The following is a 22,946-nucleotide window of genomic DNA, read 5'->3' as shown; positions in this document are numbered from 1 at the left end:
GTCGGGGAGTGGGGGCGGCCCCGGCGAGAGGGCCGCCCCCGGTCAGCGGGTCAGCCGCACGAACCCGACGAGCAGCAGCTGCTGGAGCCGCAGCACGAGGTGGAGGTGCAGGAGCTGGAACCGCTGGTGGCTCCGGTCTCGGGGACGGCGACCGCCTCGCGGACGCTCATCACCTCCATGTCGTCGAAGTCGAGGTCGGGGAGTTCGATCGCGGGGGATTCCTGGATCGCCATCGGGCACCTTCTTCTGGGTTTTTCAGGGGATTCGGGTGCTGAATTCTCGAGTGCACCCGGGAGGAATTCACGTTTCGGTCCGAAGACGCGGCGTGAATTCCGTTCGGGGGGTTTGGGGACGGTGGCTGGGGGGAAGCGTCCTGCTTTCGGCGCTGGGGGCGGCGGGGCCCGAAGATCCCGCCGTCAGCCGCAGGATCCGCCGGAGCAGCAGCTGCTGGAGCCGCAGCACGAGGTGGAGGTGCAGGAGCTGGAACCGCTGGTGGCTCCGGTCTCGGGGACGGCGACCGCCTCGCGGACGCTCATCACCTCCATGTCGTCGAAGTCGAGGTCGGGCAGGTCGATCGCTGGCGCCGTCGAATGGGGCATTGTGGCCTCTTCGTTCGTATCTTCCGTGCTGATCCCCCGGGCGGGAAAGAAAGTAACACGGAGTCGACCCAGGTCGATAGAGGTTGTATTGATCCTTTTCCCGGGTGTGGCCCCGGGTTCTCCCACGCGTCACGGGGGAGAGCGTGAACCGGAGTGGACCCCGGTTCCGGAAGGGGCCCGGTGCCGACCGGGAAAGGCGTCCGTTCCTGAATCGGTCCGACGTTTTCGGCCTTTCTCGAACCCGGGTCAGAGCAGTTCGAGCGGGGTGCGCCCCTCCGGCGGGGGAAACCGCTCGTTCAACACCCGCAGGTCCTCCTCGGTCAGACGCAGGTCCAGGGCGGCACGGTTCTCCTCGACGTGCGCGAGCTTCGTGGCCTTGGGTATCGCGCACAGGCCCCCGCCCGCGAGGACCCAGGCGACGGCGACCCGCGCGGGGGAGGCGCCGTGGTCCTCGGCTACGCGCCGCAGCACCGGGTCGTCCAGCAGCCGCCCCTGCTCGATCGGGGAGTAGGCCATCACCGGTATCCCGTGGTCGCGGCACCACGGCAGGAGCTCGTACTCGGGGCCGCGCCGGGAGAGGTTGTAGAGGACCTGGTCGGTCGCGCAGGCCTCACCGCCCGCCAGCGAACGGAGTTCGCGCATGTCGTCGGTGTCGAGGTTGCTCACCCCGAACTCCCCGATCTTCCCCGACTCCCACAGCTCGGTGAAGGCCTCCAGCGTCTGCTCCAGCGGTACCCCGCCCCGCCAGTGCAGCAGGTACAGGTCGATGCGGTCGGTGCCCAGCCGGCGCAGGCTCTGTTCACAGGCCCTGACGGTCCCCGCCCGGTCGGCGTGGTGCGGCAGGACCTTGCTGACCAGGAACACCTCGTCGCGGCGCCCCTCGATCGCCGCCCCCACCACCCGCTCCGCACCGCCGGAACCGTACATCTCGGCGGTGTCGATCAGCCCCGTCCCGAGGTCGAGCCCGTGCCGCAGCGCCGTCACCTCCGCCGCGTGGGCGGAGGGGTCCTCGCCCATGCCCCAGGTGCCCTGCCCCAGCACCGGCAGCTCCCCGCCGGACGGTAGTCGCAGGTGTCTCATGGCCGTTCCCCTGTTCCTGTGGTCCCGGGCGTCCCTGTGCTCCTCGACCTCCCGGACCTGTATCCCTCACCACTTCACCCCCACCCGAAACAAGGGACGCGGTGCCCCGGATCCGGGAGAAGGGACCGGCGGTCCGGTGCCCGGCGGCCGCATATCCTCTGAGGTGCACCGACCCCGAACCTGGAGCGCGCACGATGCTGGAACTGCTGCCCGGACTCACCCAGATCTACGAGGGCTGGGCGCAGCACCACCCGGACGTGCAGCCGCTGACCGTCCAGTTCCCCGCCGGCGAGTCCGAGCAGGGGATCGACGGTGTGCTCGCCTACCCGATGGAGGGGTACTGGCTGCTCGTCACCTTCGGTCTCACCGAACTGGGGGAGAAGACCAGCGAGGAGAAGCGCGTCTCCGGGGCCGGGTTCGAGTTCACCTGCCGTATCCCGCGCGAGGACGGCGACGAGACCGTGCCCGCGTGGATCCTCCGCGTCCTGCACGCCCTCTCCCGGCAGTACGTCGCCGGTGTGCAGCTCGACGTCGGCCACTGGATCATCACCCCGTCCCCGCTGGGCGGCGAGGCCGCCAACGGGGACATGACCTCGCTCGCGATCGTCCCCGACGCGGACATGCGCATCCTGGACACCGACAACGGTCTGGTGCTGTTCTTCCAGGTCGTGGGACTCATGTCGGAGGAGGGCGAGTACGCCCAGGAGGCCGACACGGTCGCCCCGATCGTGGCACTGCTGCGCGACCGCGATCCGAGGATGCTCACCGACCCCAGGCGCGAGCCCATCCGGCTCTAGCGTTCCCCGTTGGCTCCCCGCCCCTCTTTCCCCGTGATCTTGCTACCAGGGGCGATTTCGGCGCCGAACTTGCCCCTGGTAGCAAGATCACGGGGGGTGCAGGGGTTCACGGGGGGTAGGGGTTCGGTGCCTTGGACCTGGCCGATGCTGGGTATCCGGAGCAGGCGTGTGCGACAGCTTTGGCGGCTCTTCCCGTCGCTCAGTGAGGCTCTTTCGCAGATTCGGGAGTGGGCGGCCTCATGAGCGCCAGCGCCCCCGGTCAGTGGCCGGGGGCGCTGGCGGTTCGGTGGGCTCAGAACTGGTCGCTGCCGACTGCCTGGCCGATGGAGAAGGTGTGTCGAGATGCGGCGCAGATCGTCTCCAGCGCGTGGATCGGGGTGTCCTCGGTGGAGTAGCTGATCCGGAGCACCTGGACGACCCACTCGCCGGGGATCTCCAGGAGGTCGGCTTCGTAGGGGGTGGCGGGGCGCGCGGTCAGGGTTTCCACGGCATGGCCGAAGCGGTACCCGAGGTCCTCGATGGCTGCCTGGAGTGTGGGGAGAACGAACCCCTCGCCATCGAGCCGGGTGTTCTCGCCGACATCCAGGCGGAAGTACGAGGTCGAGATCCTGACCGGCACGCTGTTCGCCCAGAACATCTTGCGTCGGGCGATGATCGGAGCTCCCGGCGCGACCTGTAGGCCCTGGGCGACGTGTTCGTTCGCGGGCTCCTGGCCGACGAACAGCATTTTCCGCTCAGGGGTGAGCCCCTGCTGCCCGGCCTCGGTCAGGTAGAGCGACTTGGAACCGCGGGTGCTCGGCGGGGTCGGTAGCGCTCGCTGGACGAGCACCCGCGGTTGCGGTCCGAGAGGGCCGGTCGGGGCTTTGTGGGCAGGTTCTTCGCCGCCCGCCTTCTTCATCTGGGACACGCGGCCGGGGGATACACCCAGGTGACGGGCGATGTCCTCTTGGCGCGTTCCACTCTGTTGCGCCTCGATGATGGCTCCCCTGCGGATGCGGGAAAGTTCGACGCTCTGGCCTTGCAAGCTGGTCATGGCGGCGGAAGCCGCGCGGGCTCTGTCTAGGGGGTCCGGTACGGCTGCGATGTCATGCAATGTCCTTGCGTCCAAGGCGAATCCTCACTTCGGGTACTCCACCAGAACTTTAGCCCCCCTATTGCGCTTGCTGAAAGCATGGGGTCTCCGTGACAAACACCAGTACCCCCGCGCGTTCCGGTCTCCGTAGCGGTCGCCGGTAGGAGATCGACGGCCTGCGCGCGGCGCAGTTCTCATGGTGGCCGTTTACCACGCGTGGTTCGGCCAGGTCTCGGGGCGTCGCCCTCTTCCTGCTGCTCGCCCCCGGCGGATGTCTGGCTCTCAGCGTTAGCGCCCTCTAGGTGTCGAGGGCGCTCTCGTGCCGGATGCCACCGCACTCGATCAGCTTCGGTGTCGGGCTGCCCCACGAACATCGACGCCCCCGGTCAGTCACAGTGGCCGGGGGCGTGTTCGGTCTGGAGAACTCAGACCTGGTCGGTACGGATGGTGCTGAGAGCGGCGGTCCATGCTGCTCCAGCGAAGCTGAGGTGCCCGAGGTCCCTGTTCTGGGTGTCGCGCACGGCCGCACCGGCAGGAAGGTTAGCGACTTCGACGCAGTTGTCGCCCCGGCCGCTGTAAGACGACTTCCGGAAGTGCAGGTCGTTGGATGAACGCATGGGAGTCCTTGCTAGATGAGTGATTCCAAGTACCGGAGCGAGGCTTCGGGCGACTCTGCCGAGCCGCAGATGTGGCCGAAGATGCCGACGTAGTTTTGGATGGCCTCGGGCTGTTCCAGGTACAGGTCCTCGGTCGCGGCCTCTATGTACACCAGGGGCAGATCTGCCGGGTCGGGGAAGTCCAAGATCATGAAGGCCCCCTCCATCGCGGCGTGGGAACCAGCTTCGTCTCGGAGCACCTGAATATCGATGTTCGGCCGCTCGGCGATGGCGATGAGATGCCGGATCTGGTCCGCCATCACCTTGGGTCCGCCGACTCGCTTGCGCAGCGCCGCCTCATCGATCACCGCCCACACGCTCGGAGCGGCCTCTGCAGCGAGGATCTCCTGCCTCTTGAGTCGACCCGCCACCTTGCGCTCGATGTCGTCATCGCTCAGCACTCGACTACCCCGTAGTACCGCAGCAGCGTACTCGGGAGTTTGGAATAGCCCAGGGATCAGCAAGGCTTCGTAGGTGCGGATCATCGAGGCGCCGGTTTCGAAGTCAGCCAGGCCGCCTCTGAGAACGTCCTTGAAGTCGATCCACCAGCCTCGCAGGCGTGACTCACTTGCCAGAGACACGATGGCGTCGCGCATCTCGTCGGGTAGGTCGTAGACCTCGGCGAGGTCCTTCATGTCGCGGACGCTCGGGAGCTTCCACTCGTTGCGCTCCATGCGCGAGAGCTTGCCGCTGGACCAGCCCAGCTGCTTGTTCACGCTCTCGATCTTGAGGTTGCGATCCTCGCGCATGCGTCGGAGCAGAGCGGACAGTCGGCGCCTTCTGGCGCTGGGGCTGTACCGGCTGTCGGCCGCCATGTGTCACCTCCTGGCCCGCCTGATCATAGGCCAGGCAAAGGGAATCAGACATATCACCCAGATGCGAATCACATCTTGTGAAAAGCATTGCACGTATCGCATGATGGTTATCCGCGTTCGTCTATGCCGCCCTCACTCAGCGGCATCCGAATACCAGGAGCCGCGCTATGCCGCGTTGCTTGAACCTGTCTGAGCTGGCCTCTGTGCGCTACCGCGCTACCGAGATCCTGCGTCGCCGCCGTCCCCGCAGGGCCGGGCGTGTGCGTGCCTTCGCCGCCAACCCCCGCATCCACTCCGAAGCGCGGCACTCCCACCCGGCTCGCCTACATGATCGAGCGCGGCGAGCTTCCGCACTGGATGCACGTGACCCGACAACGTCGTGAACAGGCCGGGCGAGAGGCCCGGGAAACCGAACAGGTCCGGGCGAAGGTACACGCCCTCGTGGAACCGGTGCCCGGTACCCGGCGGGGCCGTCACCGGGCCCCGCGCCGCCGGAAGGACTGGCCCGCGGTCGCCGTGAGCGCCACACTCCTGCTCGGACTGGCAGCCGCGGAGACGATCGGTCAGGGGGTCTTCCGGGCAGCCGGCCTCCTCTGAACCCCGCCCAACCCGTACGGGACTCCGTTTCCCTGCGGGTTTCCGTGGACGTCAGCTTTCGTATCCCGGGCAGTCACACGGGGCCGCGAGTCTGGTCTCCTCGTGAAAGCGATCAGACCCGACTCGCGCCCCGTCGCCCCCCGCGCCGGCAGCGCCCTTCCCTCGAAGACCGGTCACCGCCAGGAGATCGACGGCCTACGTGCGGTCGCCGTCCTCCTCGTGGCCGTCTACCACGTCTGGTTCGGTCGGGTCTCCGGCGGCGTCGACGTCTTCCTGCTGATCACCGGCTTCCTCATCACCGGTTCCCTGGTGCGCGCGGCCGAACGCGGCAGCCTGCGCTACGGCGCCTTCCTGAGCCGCCTGGCCGCGCGCCTGATCCCCACCGCGGCCCTGGTGATCACGGTGTCCCTGGCGGGTGCCCGCCTCCTGCTCCCCGAGGCCCGCTGGCGCGACGCGATCGGCGAGGCACTCGCCGCCGCGTTCTACCACCAGAACTGGCACCTGGCCCTCGGGTCGGTCGACTACCTGGCCCGCGACGAGGGGACCGGGCCCTTCCAGCACTTCTGGTCGCTGTCCGTCCAGGGGCAGTTCTACCTGCTGTGGCCGGTGGTGATCGGCCTGGCCGTGTGGTGGGCCGCCCGACGCGGTCACACCCCGTACCGGGTGCTCCTCGTCGTCCTGGGCGCGGTCCTCGCCCTCTCGCTCGCCTACTCGGTGTTCATGACCCGCACGGACCAGCCGTGGGCGTACTTCGACACGGGGGCGCGCCTGTGGGAGTTCGCCCTCGGCGGCCTGCTCGCGCTCCTCCTGCCGTACCTGAACCCGCCCCGGGCCGTCCGTGTCCTGCTGGGCTGGCTCGGTCTGGCCGCCCTGGTCCTGTGCGGTGTGCTCCTCCAGGTGTCCACGGTCTTCCCCGGCTACGCGGCCCTGTGGCCGACCCTGGCGGCGGCCGCGGTCGTGGTCGCCGGAACCACCGGCTCACCCTGGGGCGCCGACCGCTGGCTCACCCTTCGCCCGTTGCGCTACCTGGGTTCGATCTCCTACGCCCTGTATCTGTGGCACTGGCCGGTGCTGGTGTTCTACCTGGCGGTCGCCGACCGCACCCTCGCCGGCCCGCTCGGCGGCGCCGCCGTCCTCGCCCTCTCGGCCGTTCTCGCCGCGGCGACCACCCCGCTCTCGGACCGGATCGTCGCCGTCGGCCGGGGGCCGGTGCGTGCCCCGCTGGTCGCCGCCGCCTGCCTGGTTCCCCTGCTGCTGTCCACAGGCCTGTGGACAGCCCGGATGGACGCCCAGCAACGGCAACTGGAGGCGCTGCTCACCGACCCGGCCCGCTACCCCGGCGCGGCCGCGCTGCTCACCGGAGACCACGGCGAGTACCCCGACCCGGTTCATCCGCCCCCGGCCTCCGCCGCACAGGACGTCCCCGTCACCTACGACGACGGCTGTAACCAGTCCACCTCCGGCACCGAGGTGCTCACCTGTGTCTACGGGACCGAGGACGCGGAGGAGGCCGAGCGCACCATCGCCCTGGTCGGCGGCTCCCACGCCGCCCACTGGTTCCCCGCCCTGGAACAGATCGCGCAACGGCGGAACTGGCGGCTGGTCAACATCACCAAGGGCGCCTGCCTGTTCACCGACGCGCCGCAGCTCTACAAGGGCGAGCCCTACACCGCGTGCGCCGAGTGGAACCGGGCCGTCATGGCCGAACTCGAAACCCTCCGCCCCGACGCGGTGTTCACCACCGGCACCACCACGAGCCTGGACACCTCCGCGGGCTTCGGTACGGAGACCGTGGTGGACGGCTACGTCGACCGCTGGCGGGAACTGGATTCCCTCGGCGTCGAGGTCGTCGCCGTCCGCGACACCCCGCGCCTGCCCTTCGACGCCCCCGACTGCCTCTCCGCCGCCACCCCGCAGGAGTGCACGGCCTCCCCCTCGGAGTCGATGGCCGAGGAGTCACCGCTGGACGGCGTCGAACTCCCCCCGAACGTCACCGTCCTCGACCTGACCGACCACTTCTGCGAACCCGGGTCCTGCAGCCCCGTCGTCGGCAACGTCCTCGTCTACTGGGACAGCAGCCACATCACCACCACCTACATGCGCACCCTCGCTCCGGAACTGGAGAAACACCTCCTCACCACGACCGCCTGGTGACGTCTCCGGAGGCAGGTTTCCCCGAATGACCAGCCTTTACAACCTGTGCGTTATATACCTATGCTGGTGTGGGAAATCGAACTGGAACTCATCGAACCATGGCTGGAAGCCCCGGGTCAGGGCTCCTACGAGCAAGTGATCGCGGCACTCGAAGTGCTGGCCGCGCACGGGCCGGGAAGAGGAGGGCACTGATGACGGACCTTCGAGACATGCTGGCCAAGCGTCCCGTCGATCGCGAAGCGGTGGACCGGCACAAGCAGCGCCTACTGGACGAGGTACGGGCCTACCGGCTGCGTGAACTCAGGGAGGCGGCCGAGCTCACTCAGGTGCAGCTCTCCCGACAGCTGAACGTCAGCCAGAGCAGAGTCTCCAACATCGAACGCGGGGAGATCGACCACACGGAGGTCGACACCCTACGCAAGTATGTGGAGGCGCTCGGGGGGAAGCTCAGCGTGACGATGGAGATCGGAGGCGAAAGCTTCCCCATCGTCTGACTGTCCGAAACGGAAGTGATGCTGCTTCGACGGGTTGACACCACCCACCGGCGTCCACCGAACCAAAGCAGCTTCACCACGCGAAACCGGGGGGCACCGATGCGATCCGAAGAACGGCTGATCCAGGCGGGCGACGTGGAGCTCTGCACGCAGTCCTTCGGGGGCGCCGAGCACCCGCCGATCCTGTTGATCGCCGGGAACGAGACGTCGATGGACTGGTGGGAGGACGGGTTCTGCGAGCGCCTCGCCGCCACGGGACGCTTCGTCGTGCGCTACGACAGCAGGGACACCGGGCGGTCGACCCGGTTCCCGGTCGGTGAGCCCGGCTACTCCGGGGACGCGCTCATCCACGACGCCGTCGGTGTACTGGACGGCTGGGGGCTGCCCCGAGCGCACATCGTGGGTATCTCCTCGGGCGGCGGCATCGCCCAGTACCTCGGTGTGTGGAACGCCGACCGGGTCGCGTCACTGACCCTGATGTCCACCACGTCGGTGGGTCCCGGGGACCGGCACCCGGACCTGCCGCCGCCCAGCGCCGCCGTCTCGAAGTCGTTCGCCGACCCGCCGCCCGACCCCGACTGGGACGACCGGGAGTCGGTGGCCGAGTACATGGTCACCACCGAGTACGTCTTCGCCGGAGACGCCCCGGTCGACCCGGACCGGATCCGGCGGATCGTGACGCGGTCGATGGAGCGCGGCGGCGGCATGGCCTCCGCGGCCAACCACTGGCTGGTCGGAGGGTCGTCCCTGGGTGACCGGCTCGGCGAGATCACCGCGCCCACCCTCGTGCTGCACGGGAGGGAGGACCCGCTCTTCCCCTGGCGGCACGGCGAGGCCCTCGCGGCCGAGATCCCCGGCGCCCGCCTGCACCTGGTCTCCGGCGTGGGCCACCAGCACCCGCCGCCGGAGCGCTGGGACGAGGTGGTCGGGGCGATCGCCGAACACACCGCGCCCGGTTAGCCACCCCGGCCGGTCACCACTCCGGCGAGGCGAACGGTCCCAGCGATACACCTCGTCGTCCCCCGCCGACGCCGACTCCCGGTCCGCGATCACTCGCCCGGTCTCCTCCGCCGGAGATGCCTCGGGGCCGGGCGCGTGCCCGGCCCCGAGGCCGTGTTCAGCCGTCATCGCGGTCAGTCGCGTTCGAGTGCCGTACCGATCTCGCCGACCCGGTCGGCCAGCAGCCCCATCGCGCCGATGGCCCTGGTCATCGGGTCGTCGTCGGACCCGCCCAGGGCGCGGCCCCTGCGGAAGCCCTCCTTGACCTCCCTCCAGCGCGTCTCCTGCTCGGGCGTCATCACCCCGCGCAGCTCGGCCAGTTTCAGCAGGTTGGCTTCGGCCCCGGACGTCAGGGTCTGGGCCTCACCGAGGTAGTGGTCGTCGATGACGGCCTCCACCTCGGCGTCGTTCATGACCGGGACGATCTTCTCCGCGAGCCGGTTCATGTTCCGGTAGGAGCCCTGGAGCTGGAACGGGGGCTCGGTCCGGGCGTCCTCGGACTGGGCCGCCGATGCGATGTAGGCCTGGTTGTTGGCCAGCACCACCTCCTGCACCCGCAGCAGCTTCCGCAGGACCGACACGATCCGGTCCACCTCCGCCGCCGAGTACGGGTGCTTCAACCGGTCCGTGCCGACCGGTTCGTCCCCCCGCGCCCTGCCCCGGGCCATCCGCACGAACGTGTACACGTCCTCCCGGTCCCGGGTGGACAGCGGGGACAGCGTCTGGTTGGAGGTGAGCGCGTTCTCGATGTAGCTGAGCGCGAACAGCTCCTCCTTGCCGGACAGCACGTCGCCCAGGTTGTACACGTCGGCGCGGTTGGCGAGCATGTCCGGGATCCGGAACCGTTTGCCCTGCTCGGTGTAGGGGTTGCCGGCCATGCACACCGCGAACCTCTTGCCGCGCAGGTCGTAGGTCCGGGTCCGGCCCTCCCAGACCCCTTCCATCCGGCGCTGCCCGTCGCACAGGGAGATGAACTTCTGCAGCAGCTCCGGGTTGGTGTGCTGGATGTCGTCCAGGTACAGCATGGTGTTGCTGCCCATCTCCAGCGCGAAGGAGATCTTCTCGATCTCCTGCCGGGAGGTGGCGTCCGGGGCCTCGGCCGGGTCCAGCGAGGTCACCGAGTGCCCCAGCGCCGGTCCGTTGACCTTGACGAACACCAGGCCGAGCCGGCTGGCCACGTACTCCATCAGGGTGGTCTTGCCGTAGCCGGGCGGTGAGATGAGCAGCAGCAGGCCGCTCTGGTCGGTGCGTTTGTCGTCTCCGGCCGCGCCCAGCTGTTTGGCGAGGTTGTCGCCGATGAGCGGCAGGTAGGACTCGTCGAGCAGCCGGTTGCGCACGAACCCGCTCATCACCTTCGGCCTGTACTCCGCCAACCGCAGGCGTTCGCGCTCCCGGGCCACCAGCAGGTTCCGTCTGCGCTGGAAGTCCCGGTAGGCGGGTACGTCCAGGGTCCGGAACCGCCGGGTGCGCGGCAGGATCTCGTCGAGCCGGACCTCCATCGAGCGCTCGCTGATCCGCGGGTGCGCACCCAGCAGACCCGCGACGTGCTCGCTCACCGCAGCCGAGGACTCGTACCGTTCGACGCCCTCGCCCCGGTCGGGGGAGGTCCCCCCGGTCAGGGCGATCGCCGCGGCCTCGGGCAGGGCGCCCGGGGCCGGGGGCTCCTCCAGGGTGGTCGCGTACGCCTCCAGCCACGCCGTCACCAGCTGGTGCCGTGCGGCCAGGTCGCCGTCGAGCCTGCGCAGGTCCTCCTCGAAGGACGTGCGGGTGGTCTCCCTGGTGCTGCCCAGCGCCCGGTGGAACCGGTCCAGGAGCTGGCGGGCGCCCGCACCCGAGACGAACCCGCGCTCGGCGGGCCCGTCCGCGGCCAGCTCCTCGAACAGGTAGTCGCCCACCAGCTCCAGGTCGACGTCCTGGTACAGGCCGGTGTCGGTGAGGAAGGCGTCCACACCCTCGGCGAGTTCGCCGCGCAGCCCGTCGATCGCCGCGGACCTGCGCGCGCCGAACACGCTCCGGGCCCGTGCCAGCGAGGACGCCCGCGTCTTCCAGGCCGACCGCTGACCCTTGTCGGTGCCGTGTGCCCAGAACAGCTGGGCGACGGCCCGGGCCTGTCCGGGATAGCGCAGCAGACCCGCCCCGGTGCGCAGCCGCAACAGCGCGGAGAGGATCCGGGCGGCGTCGTGGTCGTGCACGCCCCGCTCGTACCCCTCGTCGTACCGGGACTCCGCGACCCCGCGCACCAGGGACCGCAGCGAGTCCCCGTTCTCGGCGTGCAGCTCCGCGTCGTGCAGGGCGTCGAGAGTCAGACCCTCGGCCCCCTCCTCGGCCGCCGCCAGGATCGAGGTGGCCAGGTACTCGGCCCGGTACACCTCGGGGCTCTCCGAGACCAGCAGCCGGTCCCACAGGTGCCTGGTCTGCTGGAAGGCCTCGTCGGTGACGGGCGTCCGGAAGTCGGTGCCGGTGACGGCCACCGACATGTGTCCGTCGTGCGGGGTGAGGGTGAGGTCGATCGGCTGGGTGTTGACCGCGAACCGGTGCCTGCCCAGCCGGACGGTCTCTCCTCCGGCGCCGCCCTCGAACAGGTCGGTGCGGTCCCGCAGGGCCCGCCCCGCCTCCTGCCGGGCGGCCAGGACCTGGCCCTGGAGCTCCTCGGCGCGCACGGTCTCGCCGAGTTCGCGCATCTCCTCGACGGTGCGGCGCAGCCGCGCCACCATCGCGTCCGAGGCGAAGTAGGTGTTGATGTCCTCCAGAGTGGTCAGCGCCGCGATCCGCCGGTGCACGCCCTCCAGCACCCGGGCGGCCGAGGAGGCCAGGCGGTCGGCCCGCCGGGAGCGCTCGTCGACCAGCGCCTGCTTGCGGGTGGAGAAGGCCTCGTAGACGTCCTCGCGTTTGTCCGACAGCTCCTGGAGGAAGTCGTCGAACTCGGCGAAGCGCGACTCCAGGTTCTCCAGTTGGAGCATGATCCGGCCGAGCTGCTCGTCGCAGTGCTCCGGGGTGTCCGCGGCGGCGATAGCCCCGGTGATGGCCTGCCCCAGCAGCGCGAACTCGGCGGCGAACTCGGCCCGGCCCTCCAGGGCGAGCAGCTCCCCGCGCCGTGACTCCAGTGTGGCGCGGGCCCGGTTGACCCCGGCCATCACCTCGCTGATCCGTTCCAGGATGCGGGTGCGGACCTGGGCGTCACCGATGTCGAGGGAGCCGATCACCTCGGTGACGACCTGGAGGCCCTCGGTCTGTTCGGCGATCCGTTCGCCGACCGCGGTGGCGGCGCTGACCGCGTCCAGGGCCTCGGCCTCCTCGACGAGCCGGTCCACCTCGGCGTGGTAGCCGTCGAAGGCGTCGTCCTGTTCGAGGAAGGCCACGGTGCGGCGCCCGACGGAGGCGGTCTCCTCGCCGAGGCCCTCCTCGACCGCGTCGATCCGGCCGGTGTCCGCGTAGCGCATCTCGCGCAGCGTGGCGGCCTGCCCCTGGGCGCGGCGCAGGTCGGTCAGCCGGCCCACCCACCCCTCCGCCGAGCGCGGGGTCTCGCCCCGGGACCGGCGGATGAGCGCGGTGACCCTCTCCTCGGTCTCACGGAGGCTCTCGTCGGCCTGCCGGGTGAGCTCCTGGACGGTCTCGAACTCGTCCAGGACCCGCTCCGCGGTGGAGCGCACCTCGCCCAGCGGGGCGGCCAGGTCGCCCAGTTCCGCCTCGCCCAGCCAGTGGAACCGGTCCAGGACCCGGCGGCAGGACGCGATGAGCGCCTCGAACACCTCGGTGGAGGGCCGCATGTCCTCGGCGATGCGCGCCACCGACAGGCACTCGGACACGCCCTGGACCAGTTCGGCGTTGCCGATCCGCTCCAGCGGACCGGTGCCGACCGGTTGCGCGGCCGCGTACACGTCGGACACGTACGGGGTCTGCCACACCTGCATGGGGTGCACCCGGGTGGGCTCCCCCGAGTTGTCGCGGAAGACCGTCATCGTCCCGTCGTCGAACAGCGAGTAGCCGTGGCAGACGATGGGGTTGGCGACCTCCTTGCGGATGGTGTTGTACGACAGCAGCAGGCTGCGGCCGTCCGCCCTTGAGTGGAAGACGTACAGGACGTCCTCGCCGTTGGGCGAGCGCACCACCCGCTCGAACTCCAGGTCGGTGACGTCGGTGTCGAAGGTCCGCGCGACCCCGGTGGCCAGGTAGTAGCCGCCGGGGAAGATGAGCCCCTGGTCGTCGGGCAGGCGCTGGCAGGACTGGCCGATGCCGTCGAGGCGCTCGACCTCCTTGGTGCGCGTGTTGAAGACCAGGTGGCGCCAGGTCGTCTCGTTGTAGGGCAGGACGCGCAGGAGGATGAGCGCGCCGACCCGGGCGTGGTACACCGAGGCGTCGGCCAGGCTCTGCAGCGGTTCGTCGACGGGTTCGCTGTAGACGCCCTCGCCGACCTCGGTGTTGTTCTCGATCTTGACGGTCAGGTCGCCGCCGACCGTCTCCACGAACAGCGTGTCGCGGACGGAGATGTGCGGGTGCCGCCCCTGGACGTGGTCCTCGCGGGTGGCCTCCGTCCACTCGAAGTCGTGTGCGGGCGGGAACACGTGGTCGCGTTCGCCGCGGTCGTCCAGGTAGGCGATCCCGCCGTCGGGAGCCACCGACCATCGCAGGACCCGCACGTCCTCGGTGCGCGGGCCGGTCTGGAACACGGCGAGGAGCCGGTCCTCGACCCGGCGCAGCTGCAGCAGGCGGGCGTCCCGGTAGTAGCGGTAGAGCTGGGTGAACTCCTGGCGGAACCGCTCGTGCGCGAGCAGCCCGGGGATGGCGTCCTCGGGCGCGTCGGTGAACTCGAAGGAGGCACCGCCGTGCTCGTACCGGTGCAGGGAGAACACGTCGCTGACGTGTGTCTGGCTCTGCATGCCGATGTAGACGTTGTAGCCGAAGAGGATCATGTCCCCGTCGGCGGCGTCCCCGACGGAGCGTCCGACGCTCACGATGTCCCGGGGCACGCAGTTGTGTTCGGTCCGGATGCGTTCGGTGCCGCGCAGGGAGAGTTCGGCGGAGCCGAAGACCTCCAGTCGGCGGTTGTTGAGTTCCTCGGTCCGCCGGGCCAGCTCACCGGTCTGTTCGCGGAGCCGGGCGCGGAGCACCTCGTAGGTGCCCGCGTCCAGCGACCGCGCGTCCTCGGTGCCGGGTCCGGGGCCTTCGGTCTCCTGGGACTGTGTTTCCTGGGAGTGGGCCTCGGTCACGGAGGACTACCTCACTGCTTCACGGGGGCGAGAGCGTTCACGGGGAGCTGGTCCAGGCCCATGGAACGGGCCGTGGCGAGCAGCCTGTCGAGCTTGCCCGCCTCGGGGCCGCCCGCGGCGATGAGCTTGAGCAGCAGCGCGGAGACGGTGAGGTTCTTGACGTCCTCGGTGCCGGCCTCGGACATGAGCTTCTTCATGTCCTCGGCGAAGTTGCCCTCGCCGTTCAGCCAGCCGTTGCCCAGGGCCCGGACGGTGTCGGAGTTGCCGACGAAGCCGTCGACGGCCTTGCCCATGCCGATGGAGTTGACCATGCGGTCGAAGAAGGCGCCGTCGCCGCCGACGATACTGATGTCGGCGCTCTCCAGGCCCGCGGCCATCGCGGTGGCCTGGGCCTCGGCGACCTGACGGTGCACGTCGATGCCGGCCAGCCGGACCTCCTTCTCGGCGTCCAGGCGCAGACGGTACTCCTCGTGCTCGCGGCTGACCTGGTCCAGGGCGGCCATAGCCTCGGCCTTGTCGGTCAGGCCGGCGGCCTCGGCGCGCAGCTTCTTCTCCACCGCGTCGGCCTCGACCTCGGCCTTCTCGCGGGCCACGACGGCCTCGGCGCGGCCGAGCTTCTCGACGGCCTCGGCGTCCTGCTGACGGACCTGGACCTCGGCCAGGCCGGCGGCCGCGGCCTCGGCCTGCAGGCCCTCGGCGAGACGGATCTTGGCGCGGGTGTCCAGCTCGGCGGCCTGCTGGCGGGCCTCGGCGAGCGTGAGCTCCTCCTGGGCCCGGTGCTTGGCGGCGGCCTCCGCGGCCTCGGCGGCCTTGATGTCCTTGACCAGGTTCTCCTGGGCCTCGGCCTCGGCGTGGATGATGACGGCCTGGCGCTGGCGCTCGGCCTCCTCCACGGCGCGGAGCTTCTTGATCGCCTCCTCCTGCTCGGCGACGGTGCGGTCGACGGCCACGCGCTCGCGGACGACGTCGGCGACCTCGCGCTTCTCGGCCTCGACCTCCTTGTCCTTGGCGATGCGGCTCAGCTCGGTCTCGCGCTCGCGGCCGATGACCTCCAGGAGGCGGTCCTTCTCGATCCGCTCGGACTCGATGGCGATGACGCGCTCGCGGTTCTTCTCGGCGACCGCGATCTCACGCTGCTGGTTCTGCTGCTGGACGCCCAGTGACTCGGAGGTGCGCAGGTTGGCGGTCTCGGCCTTGAGCCGCTCCTCGGCCTGGACGCGTGCGGTCTCGGCCTCCTCCTGGGCGCGGATGATCTCGATCTCGCGCTTGGCCTTGGCCGCGGCCTCCTCGCGGCGCTTCTCCAGCTCGGCGAGGGTCTCGGCGGTCTCCGTGTTCTGCCGGTCGATCTCCTTGCGGCGGTCGTTCTCGAACTCGTTGGTGCGCTTGTGCTCGGAGGCGGTGCGCTCCGTGATCTTCGAGATGCCCTGCGCGTCGAGGATGTTGTTGGCGTCGTGCTGGTGCAGCGGGGTCTGCTCCAGCTCGTCGATGGCGACGTCCTCGAGGATGTAGCCGTTGAGGTCGGTGCCGATCAGCGAGACGATCGCCTGGCGGAACTCCTCGCGCTGGGTGAACAGCTCCTCGAAGTCGAACTGCTTGCCGACCGTCTTGAGGGCCTCGGAGAACTTGGAGTTGAAGAGTTCCTGGAGGGTGTCCTGGTCGCTGGCGCGCTCGGTGCCGATCGCCTTGGCGACCTTCTTGACGTCCTCGGCGGTCTCGTTCACCCGGACGTAGAAGAACACCTTGATGTCCGCGCGGATGTTGTCCTTGCAGGTCAGGCCGTCACGTCCGCCTCGCTCCAGGGTCAGGCTCTTGAGCGAGATGTCCATGATCTCGGCCTTGTGCAGGACGGGGAGGACGATCGCGCCGGTGAAGGTGACGTGGACGTCCCGCACCTTGGAGATGATCAGGGCCTTGCCCTGTTCGACCTTGCGGAACAGCCTCGTCACCATCAGGAGCAGGGCGATGAGGACGATGACGCCGACGGCCAGGGCGACACCGGCGGTCAGGAAGGCCGCGTCGGCTGCCTCCTGCCCTGTGGAGGATGCGCTCAGCAACACGTGGGGGCCTCTTTCTGAGAGGTGAACGGGGATCGGCTCGGCACCGGGAGGGGCGCACGGCGGTGGGGCGCCGCTTCTGGGTGAGGAGCGTTCGTCGTGGTTTGTGACGCGCCCTGACAGCGAACGGTTCCGCGGCGTCGCAAGATCATCCCTGCTCACCTCGGGTGAGGGGGGAGGTTCCGGTCAGGCGGTGCCTGTCGCTCCGGGCGGCCCGCCGGGCAGGACCGGCCCTCCGGTCAGGACTGGCCGGGGTCGAGCGCCGCGTCGAAGGCGGTCACCAGGAAGACGTCCTCGCCGGGGTCGTGGTCGAAGATCAGCGCGGTGCTGCCCAGGGGGAGGAGTTCGCCGCCGGTGGTGCGCACCGGGATGGAGATCGAGGCGCCGCCCGCGGTGGTGATCTCGGCCTGGCCGAAGTCCTCCCGGGCCTCGCCGATCCGGATCACGCAGGTGCGCCCGACCAGTTCGTGCTTGGAGTCGCTCCTGCGCCCGGGCAGGAAGCGCTGGAGGCTCATCACGACACCGCTGGTGACCGCCCATGCGGCGACCAACGCGATGACCAGGACCACGGTGCCGAGCGCGTACAGCAGCGGGGCGGAGGCGGTGTCGACGAGGGTGGTCAAGATGCTTCCCATCATGCTCACGAACCAGGCGACGCAGATCAGCATGGTCAGGGCCACGGTCACGGGGACCTTCCCGACCCGTCGCCCACCACCACCCTCAACGGAAGCCTTCGGCGCTGTTCCTGCCAGACCCGCCCTGCCCATGAGCGCGCTCAGACCGGCCGCGTCGCCGTCGGCGTCCACGCTGTCGAGCATCTCGGTGTCGGCGGCGCCGACGATCACGAAGATCCAGTAGCCCAGGACGACGACGAGCACCGGGGTGAACAGGACCGTGGGGAAACCGAAGGCGGCACTCAGGAAAAGACCCACCCCGCGCACCCACCCCTTCACACCCGGGTCCGGAGTCGGCGCCGGGCCGAGACGCCGTACTCCCTCGCAACTGTGCCGGAACTCTACCGAACACCCCAGTTCAGCAGGTTCGGAGGGGGTCCGTTGACCGCTTGTGGCCATGCCCGGGCATCGGCGGAGAAAACCCCGTCCGCTTCCGGGGTGGGCTTGGGAAAGGGTCGCGGCCAGGAATGTGCCCATGAAAAGGAACATGGGAAATACGCCAGCCGCCGCTTCCATGGATTGACGCCCCCCGTTCCTGCCCATCCATGGGTGCGGGGCGTAATCGGTGATATGCGGCCGACCATGCGGTGCGAACTTTCCGGTGGCCGTGCGCGGCCTTCTGCGCCAGGCGGTGGCAGCCCGGTGGAATGGTCGCCCCGGCTGCTGGTAACGGGTGGCTTTCACGCCGTTATCCCGGTCGCCGTGCCGTCGCGCCCCTCAGGTCGCCCGCGCGTGGTACCTGTGCCAGGAGAGCAGGAGCCCGTCGCGGGAGATCAGGAAGAAGTCCGCGAACTCGACTGCCGGCGGAGTCCGGGTATCGGTTGCCGACGTGTGCGAGCGGATGAACCGTCCGGTCACCACGATGGTGTCGCTGTCCCGGAGGATGCGGTGGATCCGGTGTGAGCCGTGCAGGGCGGGGAGGCGGTCGGCCGCCTCCCCGGCTGCGGCCCTGCCGTCGGTGACGGTCGCGTCGGCGTGCTGGATCCGAACCCGGGCGTCCAGGAGCGAGCCGTATCCAGCCAGGTCGCCGCGGTCGAGGTAGTCGTACAGAAGGCGGACGTGGTCGATGCCGGCCTCGACCGCCATCGCACTCGGTCGGACATCGTTGCGCTGGAAAGGTCCCACCTGCTTTACCCACATCTCCCGTACGGTGATCTTCCTGAAACCGTACGAGATCATCGCAGTTGAGTGACTATCTTTCGGCTATCCCCATCGGTTAGCAAGATCATTTTTCTCGTTGGGTTGGCGCGGAATCTATTGTTTGGCGGGAAGGCTGAATTTTTGGTATATGGTAAGGGTTTTCCATGGAGCGACGGAGGTGAATCATCGACGCCCCCCATTCCAGCATTCATGAAAGAACGTTGGTGACTTTCGGTATTCTTGGTCCGCTGCAGGTGGAAGGGGAAACGGGGCCGCTTCGGGTGCCTCCGGGGCGGCAGGAGGTGGTCCTGGCGGGACTGCTCCTCGACATGGGCCGTGTCGTCGCGACCGACCACCTTGTCGATGTGCTGTGGGACCACAACCCGCCCGACACCGCGCGGACACAGGTGCAGATCTGCATCTCCCGGCTCCGCAGGAGCCTGGCCACGGTGAACGCGCGAATCGAGACCCGGTCCTCGGGATACCTGCTGCGCGCGGACCGCGGTTCACTCGACGCCGACCTCTACCGCGAGGGCGTGGACGCGGCCACCGTCCTGGACAAGGAAGGCAGGACCGGTGAGGCCGCCGCACGGATGCGTGCCGTGCTCGACCTGTGGCGCGGGCCGGCGCTCGACGGAATCGACGCGCCGTACCTGCGGACCAAGGCGGACCGGCTCGACAAGGACTGGCTGAACACCCTGGAACGTTGTTTCGACCTGGAACTTGCGCTTGGTCGGCATCAGAGGCTCGTCGGGGAGATCCGGGAGTTCGTCGACGCGCACCCCCTGCACGAGGGGCTGCGGGGTCAGCTCATGCTCGCCCTCTACCGCACGGGGCGGCAGGCCGAGGCCCTGGAGGCCTACCGCGAGGGCCGTGACCTGCTGGTCGAGCGGCTCGGCCTGGACCCCGGGGAGAGGCTCCGGGAGATGGAGGCGGCCATCCTCGGGGGAGATTCCTCGCTCCAGCTCCGTGAACACGCGAGACTCTCCGTCGACCGGCCCGAACCCGCCCCGGTGCTGGCCGCGGAGGCGGCGGAACCCGTCGACAACGCGGAGGCGGCGGCGTCGCACCCCCGGGTGATCCGCCCTGACCAGCTCCCCGCCGACGTGGCGGACTTCGTCGGGCGCGACGACGCAGTGCGAGGGCTCAGGCAGGCGCTCGTCGGGGACGGCGCCACAGGTGTGGCAGTCCTCTTCGGACGCCCCGGGATCGGCAAGAGCGCGACGGCCGTTCGGGCGGCCCACCACGACCTGGCGGCAGACTTCCCCGACGGCCGCCTCTACTGTGACCTGCGTGCCACAAGGGAGGAGCCTCTCCGGCCCACGGACGTCCTTGGGCGGTTCCTCCGGGCCCTGGGTGTCCCGGGGACGGGCATCCCCGACGACCTCGACGAGCGCGGAGAGATCTACCGGACTCTGCTCGCGAGCCGCCGTATCCTCGTCGTCCTGGACGACGCGGTGTCCGAGGCGCAGGTCGCGCCGCTGCTGCCGGGCGTCGGTGACTGCGCGGTGATCGTGTCCTCACGCGTCAGACTGACCGGACTGCCCGGGGCCAAGGTGATCGAACTCGGCGGCCTTTCGGAGGAACACTCGCTGGAACTGCTGGCCAACGTGGTCGGCAGGGACCGGGTCGAGGCCGAACCCGAGTCCGCGCGAGCACTTCTGGGCACCATCGGACGGCTGCCACTGGCCCTGCGCATCGTGGCCGCCCGCCTGGCGGCGCGTCCGCACTGGCCTCTGGCGTCGATGGTGGACAGGCTGGCAGATGAACGCCGCCGACTCGATGAGCTCGCCCACGGGGACATGACTGTCCGGGTCGGGTTGTCGCTCACCTATGACGGGCTGCCTCCGAGCGACGCGCAGGTGTTCCGGCTGCTCGGCCTGGTGGACGGGTCGACGATCCCGGCGTGGGTCCCCGGCGCGGTGATGGACGACCACCGGCCCTTTCCCGGGGACCTGGCGGAACCGCTCGTGGACGCACACATGCTCGACATCAGCGGAATCGACGTCGCGGGCGAACCGGTTTACCGGTTCCACGACCTGGTCCGGGACTTCTCGCGTGAGCGGTTGCTCCGGGAGGAGCCGGCCGCAGAACGCGCGATCGCCGAGGAACGGCTCACCGGGGGCTGGCTCGCGCTGGTGGACGAGGCGAACCGCGAGATGATGGGCGGGAACTACCTTCAGGTCCGAGGCGGGGCCTCGCGCGGTTCCCTGCCGCGCGCCTACGTCGAACGGCTCATGGCCGACCCCATGGCCTGGGTCGACCAGGAACGGGCCAACCTTCGCACCGCGGTGCGGCAGGCGGGAGAGGCCGGGCTCGACGAGCATGCCTGGGAGCTGGTTTCCGGCCTGACGCTGCTGTTCAACAGGCACGGACACCTCGACGACGTCGAGGAGATCCACCGTCAGGCTCTGCCCGTGGTCCGCGCGGCGGGCAACCGGCGCGGTGAGGCGGCGCTCGGGCTGTGCTTCGACACGGTCTGCGTGGAGAAGAACAGGTTCGCCAAGGGCAGGTCCGTCGTCGAGTACTCCCTGCGCCTGTTCACCGAGGTCGGCGACCCCCTCGGGCAGGCGCTGGCCAGCAAGTCGCTGGCCTACCACGCCCAGCTGCGGGGTGATGTGCGGGACGTGATCGCCCACTGCGAGCCGGCCCTGGCCCTGTTCCGTGAGGTCGGGGACCCCGTGGGGCAGCGGAGCGTCCTCACCCACCTGGGCCTGACCTACGTCATGTGCGGCGACCACGATGCCAGCCGGGTCAGGTTCGAGGAGGCCTTGGACATCGCCGAGAAGCTCAACGACGTCAGGGGCAGGGCGCAGGTCCTGCGCCGCATGGCGCAGGCGGACCGCCTGCGGGGCGAGTTCACAGTGGCAGCGGACCGGATCCTGGACGCGCTCGAACTGCTCGACACCATGGTCGACCCGGTTGGGGAAGCCTGCCTCCTGCACGACCTCGGTCGGGTGCGCCTGGCTCAGGGGCGGCCGACCGAGGCACAGGTTCCCCTGGAACGGGCGTTGGAGATCCGCGAGCTGCTGCGGGCCAAGGACGGGGTGGCGTCAGTGACACTCACCCTCGCGAAGGTCGCCGCGATGCAGGGGGACGCGGCGCGTGCGTCGGCGCTGGCGTCCCAGGCCCGGGGATCGTTCGTCGGGCCGGAGACGGCCGGGGAGCGGAAGGAGGCGGACCGCATCATCGCGGCCGGGTGAGAAGCGGGATCAGTTGCCGCCCCAGCTGTCGCTCGGACAGCCCACGGGGAGCGAGAAGGGGACGTGGCCGCAGGCCTTGCCGACGACGTCGCCGACGATCCCCGCGGAGGCGGGCGCCGCGTCGGTGGCGTGGACCGGTGCGGCATGAGCCGCGGAGGCCGCGGCGGGGGACACCACCGCCACGGTGGCGAGGGCCAGAGTGACAGCGAGCTTCCTGGTCCGCATGGGTTTCCTCTTCCTGTTCCTTTGGTGTGCGGCTACTGGTTCGGAACAGTACGGATCGGGTGGTTATCCGTACTATCACCGGCTTATCCCCGGGCGCGGGAGGTCGGGGATAGCACGTGGATAACGGATCCCGGGCTGTGTCCCGCATCGTCGTCACCCAGTACCTCCCATGACTGCCGGAGGATCTGGAAGGCGGTTTCCACGAAGCGAAGGAGACACGATGAACTCCCCAATCGTCAGGACCCTCGGCCAGTGCGCGGTGAACGGCACACCGGTTCGGAGCAGGAGGGCAGTCGAGCTGGTGACCGTCCTCGCCCTCGCCGGCGGTTCCGCTCCCAGGGACTGGCTGCTGGCCAACCTCTTCGAGGGGGATCCGGCGCCGTCGAGCCTGCCGACCCTGGCCCTGCGGGCGCGCAAGCTGGGGCTGGACGTGCGCTATCACGGCGACCGGTTCACCTATCAGCTGGAGAGCTGGGTGGAGTGCGACGTGGTCGAGCTGCTTGCCAGGATCGACGAGGGCAGGATCGCCGACGCCCTCGCCCTGTACCGCGGGCCGTTCCTTCCCCGCAGCCAGAGTCCCTTCGCCGTGGAGATCCGGGCGAGCGTGGAGAGTCGCACGGTCTCGGCGGCCGTTCGGACCGGTGATCCGGCCGTCATGGCCGCCGCCGACCGGGTGATCAAGCATCCGGCGCTGAGCGCGGCCCTCCTGCGCGAGTCGGGGGACACCGCCGCGGTATCGCTGAGCCGTTCCTGGCTCGCCCGTCTGGAGACCGCGATCTGACCGAGCCGACCGGACCCGGGCCTGGAACCGGGTCCCGGCCCTTCGGGGCCTCCACCGGGAAGAGACTGATCATGCCCTTCACGGATCTGGCGCACCGGCATCGGCGGCTGTCATCTCAGGTAGCGCGCGACGGCTTCCTCCAGGACCGGCACGAAGCGGTTGGGCGCGGGCATGCGTTCGGCCTCGCTCCGCAGCCGGTCGGCGCCCGCGCGGTAGCGTTCCAGGTTCAGCAGGCGATCCACCGCTGCCCCGATCCCCTCCGCGGTGAGCGCGTCCGGCGCGATGTGCTCTCCGGCCCCGAGCGCACTGACCCGTCGCCCGAAGTAGGGGGCGTCGAACTCCTGGGGGACCAGGATCTGGGGTACGCCGGAGGCCACCGCCGAGCAGACGGTCCCCCAG

Annotated in this window: 20 protein-coding genes; 8 read left to right on the top strand and 12 right to left on the bottom strand. The window is 69.7% G+C overall.

Features of this window, described 5'->3' with window-relative positions; translation table 11 throughout:
* Positions 1 to 50: 50 nt before the first annotated feature.
* From IE195_RS24290 to IE195_RS24280, 3 genes are all read right to left on the bottom strand, one after another.
* Positions 51 to 233 carry a thiazolylpeptide-type bacteriocin gene (locus IE195_RS24290; protein WP_191275677.1) on the bottom strand — a complete coding sequence of 61 codons (183 nt, stop codon included), beginning with the start codon at positions 231 to 233 and terminating at the stop codon, positions 51 to 53.
* Positions 234 to 416: 183 nt separating this feature from the next.
* Positions 417 to 599 (bottom strand): thiazolylpeptide-type bacteriocin, encoded by a 183-nt coding sequence (locus IE195_RS24285; RefSeq protein ID WP_191275675.1) that lies wholly within the window; start codon positions 597 to 599, stop codon positions 417 to 419.
* Positions 600 to 845: 246 nt separating this feature from the next.
* Positions 846 to 1,679: an aldo/keto reductase gene (locus IE195_RS24280; RefSeq protein ID WP_191275673.1), complete on the bottom strand. Its 834-nt coding sequence runs from the start codon at positions 1,677 to 1,679 to the stop codon at positions 846 to 848.
* Between the two features lie 194 nt (positions 1,680 to 1,873).
* Here IE195_RS24280 and IE195_RS24275 point away from each other — a divergent pair, with 194 nt between their 5' ends.
* Positions 1,874 to 2,476, top strand: coding sequence for a suppressor of fused domain protein (locus IE195_RS24275; RefSeq protein WP_191275671.1), 603 nt, complete (start codon positions 1,874 to 1,876; stop codon positions 2,474 to 2,476).
* Between the two features lie 292 nt (positions 2,477 to 2,768).
* On the opposite strand, the gene IE195_RS24270 is transcribed toward IE195_RS24275, so the two are convergent.
* The 3 genes from IE195_RS24270 to IE195_RS24260 form a co-directional block, all read right to left on the bottom strand.
* Positions 2,769 to 3,305, bottom strand: a complete 537-nt coding sequence (locus tag IE195_RS24270) for a GntR family transcriptional regulator (protein WP_229826427.1) — start codon at positions 3,303 to 3,305, stop codon at positions 2,769 to 2,771.
* Positions 3,306 to 3,973: 668 nt separating this feature from the next.
* On the bottom strand, positions 3,974 to 4,165 hold the full coding sequence (locus IE195_RS24265; RefSeq protein WP_191275667.1) for a DUF397 domain-containing protein: 192 nt from the start codon (positions 4,163 to 4,165) through the stop codon (positions 3,974 to 3,976).
* Between the two features lie 11 nt (positions 4,166 to 4,176).
* Positions 4,177 to 5,019 carry a helix-turn-helix domain-containing protein gene (locus IE195_RS24260; protein WP_191275665.1) on the bottom strand — a complete coding sequence of 281 codons (843 nt, stop codon included), beginning with the start codon at positions 5,017 to 5,019 and terminating at the stop codon, positions 4,177 to 4,179.
* 327 nt (positions 5,020 to 5,346) lie between these two features.
* Here IE195_RS24260 and IE195_RS24255 point away from each other — a divergent pair, with 327 nt between their 5' ends.
* From IE195_RS24255 to IE195_RS24240, 5 genes are all read left to right on the top strand, one after another.
* Positions 5,347 to 5,616 carry a hypothetical protein gene (locus tag IE195_RS24255; RefSeq protein ID WP_191275663.1) on the top strand — a complete coding sequence of 90 codons (270 nt, stop codon included), beginning with the start codon at positions 5,347 to 5,349 and terminating at the stop codon, positions 5,614 to 5,616.
* A gap of 102 nt (positions 5,617 to 5,718) precedes the next feature.
* The gene (locus IE195_RS24250) at positions 5,719 to 7,770 is read left to right on the top strand and encodes an acyltransferase family protein (protein WP_191275661.1); all 2,052 of its coding nucleotides are present in this window, start codon (positions 5,719 to 5,721) and stop codon (positions 7,768 to 7,770) included.
* A gap of 60 nt (positions 7,771 to 7,830) precedes the next feature.
* Positions 7,831 to 7,962 carry a hypothetical protein gene (locus tag IE195_RS26555; RefSeq protein ID WP_264081810.1) on the top strand — a complete coding sequence of 44 codons (132 nt, stop codon included), beginning with the start codon at positions 7,831 to 7,833 and terminating at the stop codon, positions 7,960 to 7,962.
* Positions 7,962 to 8,264 (top strand): helix-turn-helix domain-containing protein, encoded by a 303-nt coding sequence (locus IE195_RS24245; protein WP_191275659.1) that lies wholly within the window; start codon positions 7,962 to 7,964, stop codon positions 8,262 to 8,264. The genes IE195_RS26555 and IE195_RS24245 overlap by 1 nt, the downstream gene beginning before the upstream one ends.
* A 99-nt stretch (positions 8,265 to 8,363) precedes the next feature.
* Positions 8,364 to 9,224: an alpha/beta fold hydrolase gene (locus IE195_RS24240; RefSeq protein ID WP_191275657.1), complete on the top strand. Its 861-nt coding sequence runs from the start codon at positions 8,364 to 8,366 to the stop codon at positions 9,222 to 9,224.
* Positions 9,225 to 9,397: 173 nt separating this feature from the next.
* Here IE195_RS24240 and IE195_RS24235 read toward each other — a convergent pair whose 3' ends face one another.
* The 4 genes from IE195_RS24235 to IE195_RS24220 form a co-directional block, all read right to left on the bottom strand.
* The gene (locus IE195_RS24235) at positions 9,398 to 14,470 is read right to left on the bottom strand and encodes a DNA repair ATPase (protein ID WP_191275655.1); all 5,073 of its coding nucleotides are present in this window, start codon (positions 14,468 to 14,470) and stop codon (positions 9,398 to 9,400) included.
* An 11-nt stretch (positions 14,471 to 14,481) separates the two neighbouring features.
* The gene (locus tag IE195_RS24230; RefSeq protein WP_191275652.1) at positions 14,482 to 16,527 is read right to left on the bottom strand and encodes an SPFH domain-containing protein; all 2,046 of its coding nucleotides are present in this window, start codon (positions 16,525 to 16,527) and stop codon (positions 14,482 to 14,484) included.
* A 236-nt stretch (positions 16,528 to 16,763) separates the two neighbouring features.
* The gene (locus tag IE195_RS24225) at positions 16,764 to 17,456 is read right to left on the bottom strand and encodes an OB-fold-containig protein (RefSeq protein WP_191275650.1); all 693 of its coding nucleotides are present in this window, start codon (positions 17,454 to 17,456) and stop codon (positions 16,764 to 16,766) included.
* Between the two features lie 459 nt (positions 17,457 to 17,915).
* Positions 17,916 to 18,323, bottom strand: coding sequence for a nuclear transport factor 2 family protein (locus tag IE195_RS24220; protein WP_191275648.1), 408 nt, complete (start codon positions 18,321 to 18,323; stop codon positions 17,916 to 17,918).
* Positions 18,324 to 18,640: 317 nt separating this feature from the next.
* On the opposite strand from IE195_RS24220, the gene IE195_RS24215 reads away from it, so the two are divergent.
* Entirely contained in the window at positions 18,641 to 21,541 is a 2,901-nt protein-coding gene (locus tag IE195_RS24215) for an AfsR/SARP family transcriptional regulator (RefSeq protein ID WP_229826423.1), read from the top strand.
* 9 nt (positions 21,542 to 21,550) lie between these two features.
* Here IE195_RS24215 and IE195_RS24210 read toward each other — a convergent pair whose 3' ends face one another.
* Entirely contained in the window at positions 21,551 to 21,766 is a 216-nt protein-coding gene (locus IE195_RS24210) for a hypothetical protein (RefSeq protein ID WP_191275644.1), read from the bottom strand.
* A 220-nt stretch (positions 21,767 to 21,986) separates the two neighbouring features.
* Here IE195_RS24210 and IE195_RS24205 point away from each other — a divergent pair, with 220 nt between their 5' ends.
* Positions 21,987 to 22,547 carry a hypothetical protein gene (locus tag IE195_RS24205; protein WP_191275642.1) on the top strand — a complete coding sequence of 187 codons (561 nt, stop codon included), beginning with the start codon at positions 21,987 to 21,989 and terminating at the stop codon, positions 22,545 to 22,547.
* Between the two features lie 110 nt (positions 22,548 to 22,657).
* Here IE195_RS24205 and IE195_RS26375 read toward each other — a convergent pair.
* Positions 22,658 to 22,946: glycosyltransferase (locus tag IE195_RS26375; protein ID WP_373295678.1), on the bottom strand; the 289-nt coding region annotated here is incomplete at its 5' end.

It is taken from the genome of Nocardiopsis terrae, assembly GCF_014651695.1.
GTDB lineage: Bacteria > Actinomycetota > Actinomycetes > Streptosporangiales > Streptosporangiaceae > Nocardiopsis > Nocardiopsis terrae.
Note: the sequence above shows the minus strand (reverse complement) of the source record. Positions and strands in the feature narration are given on the sequence as shown.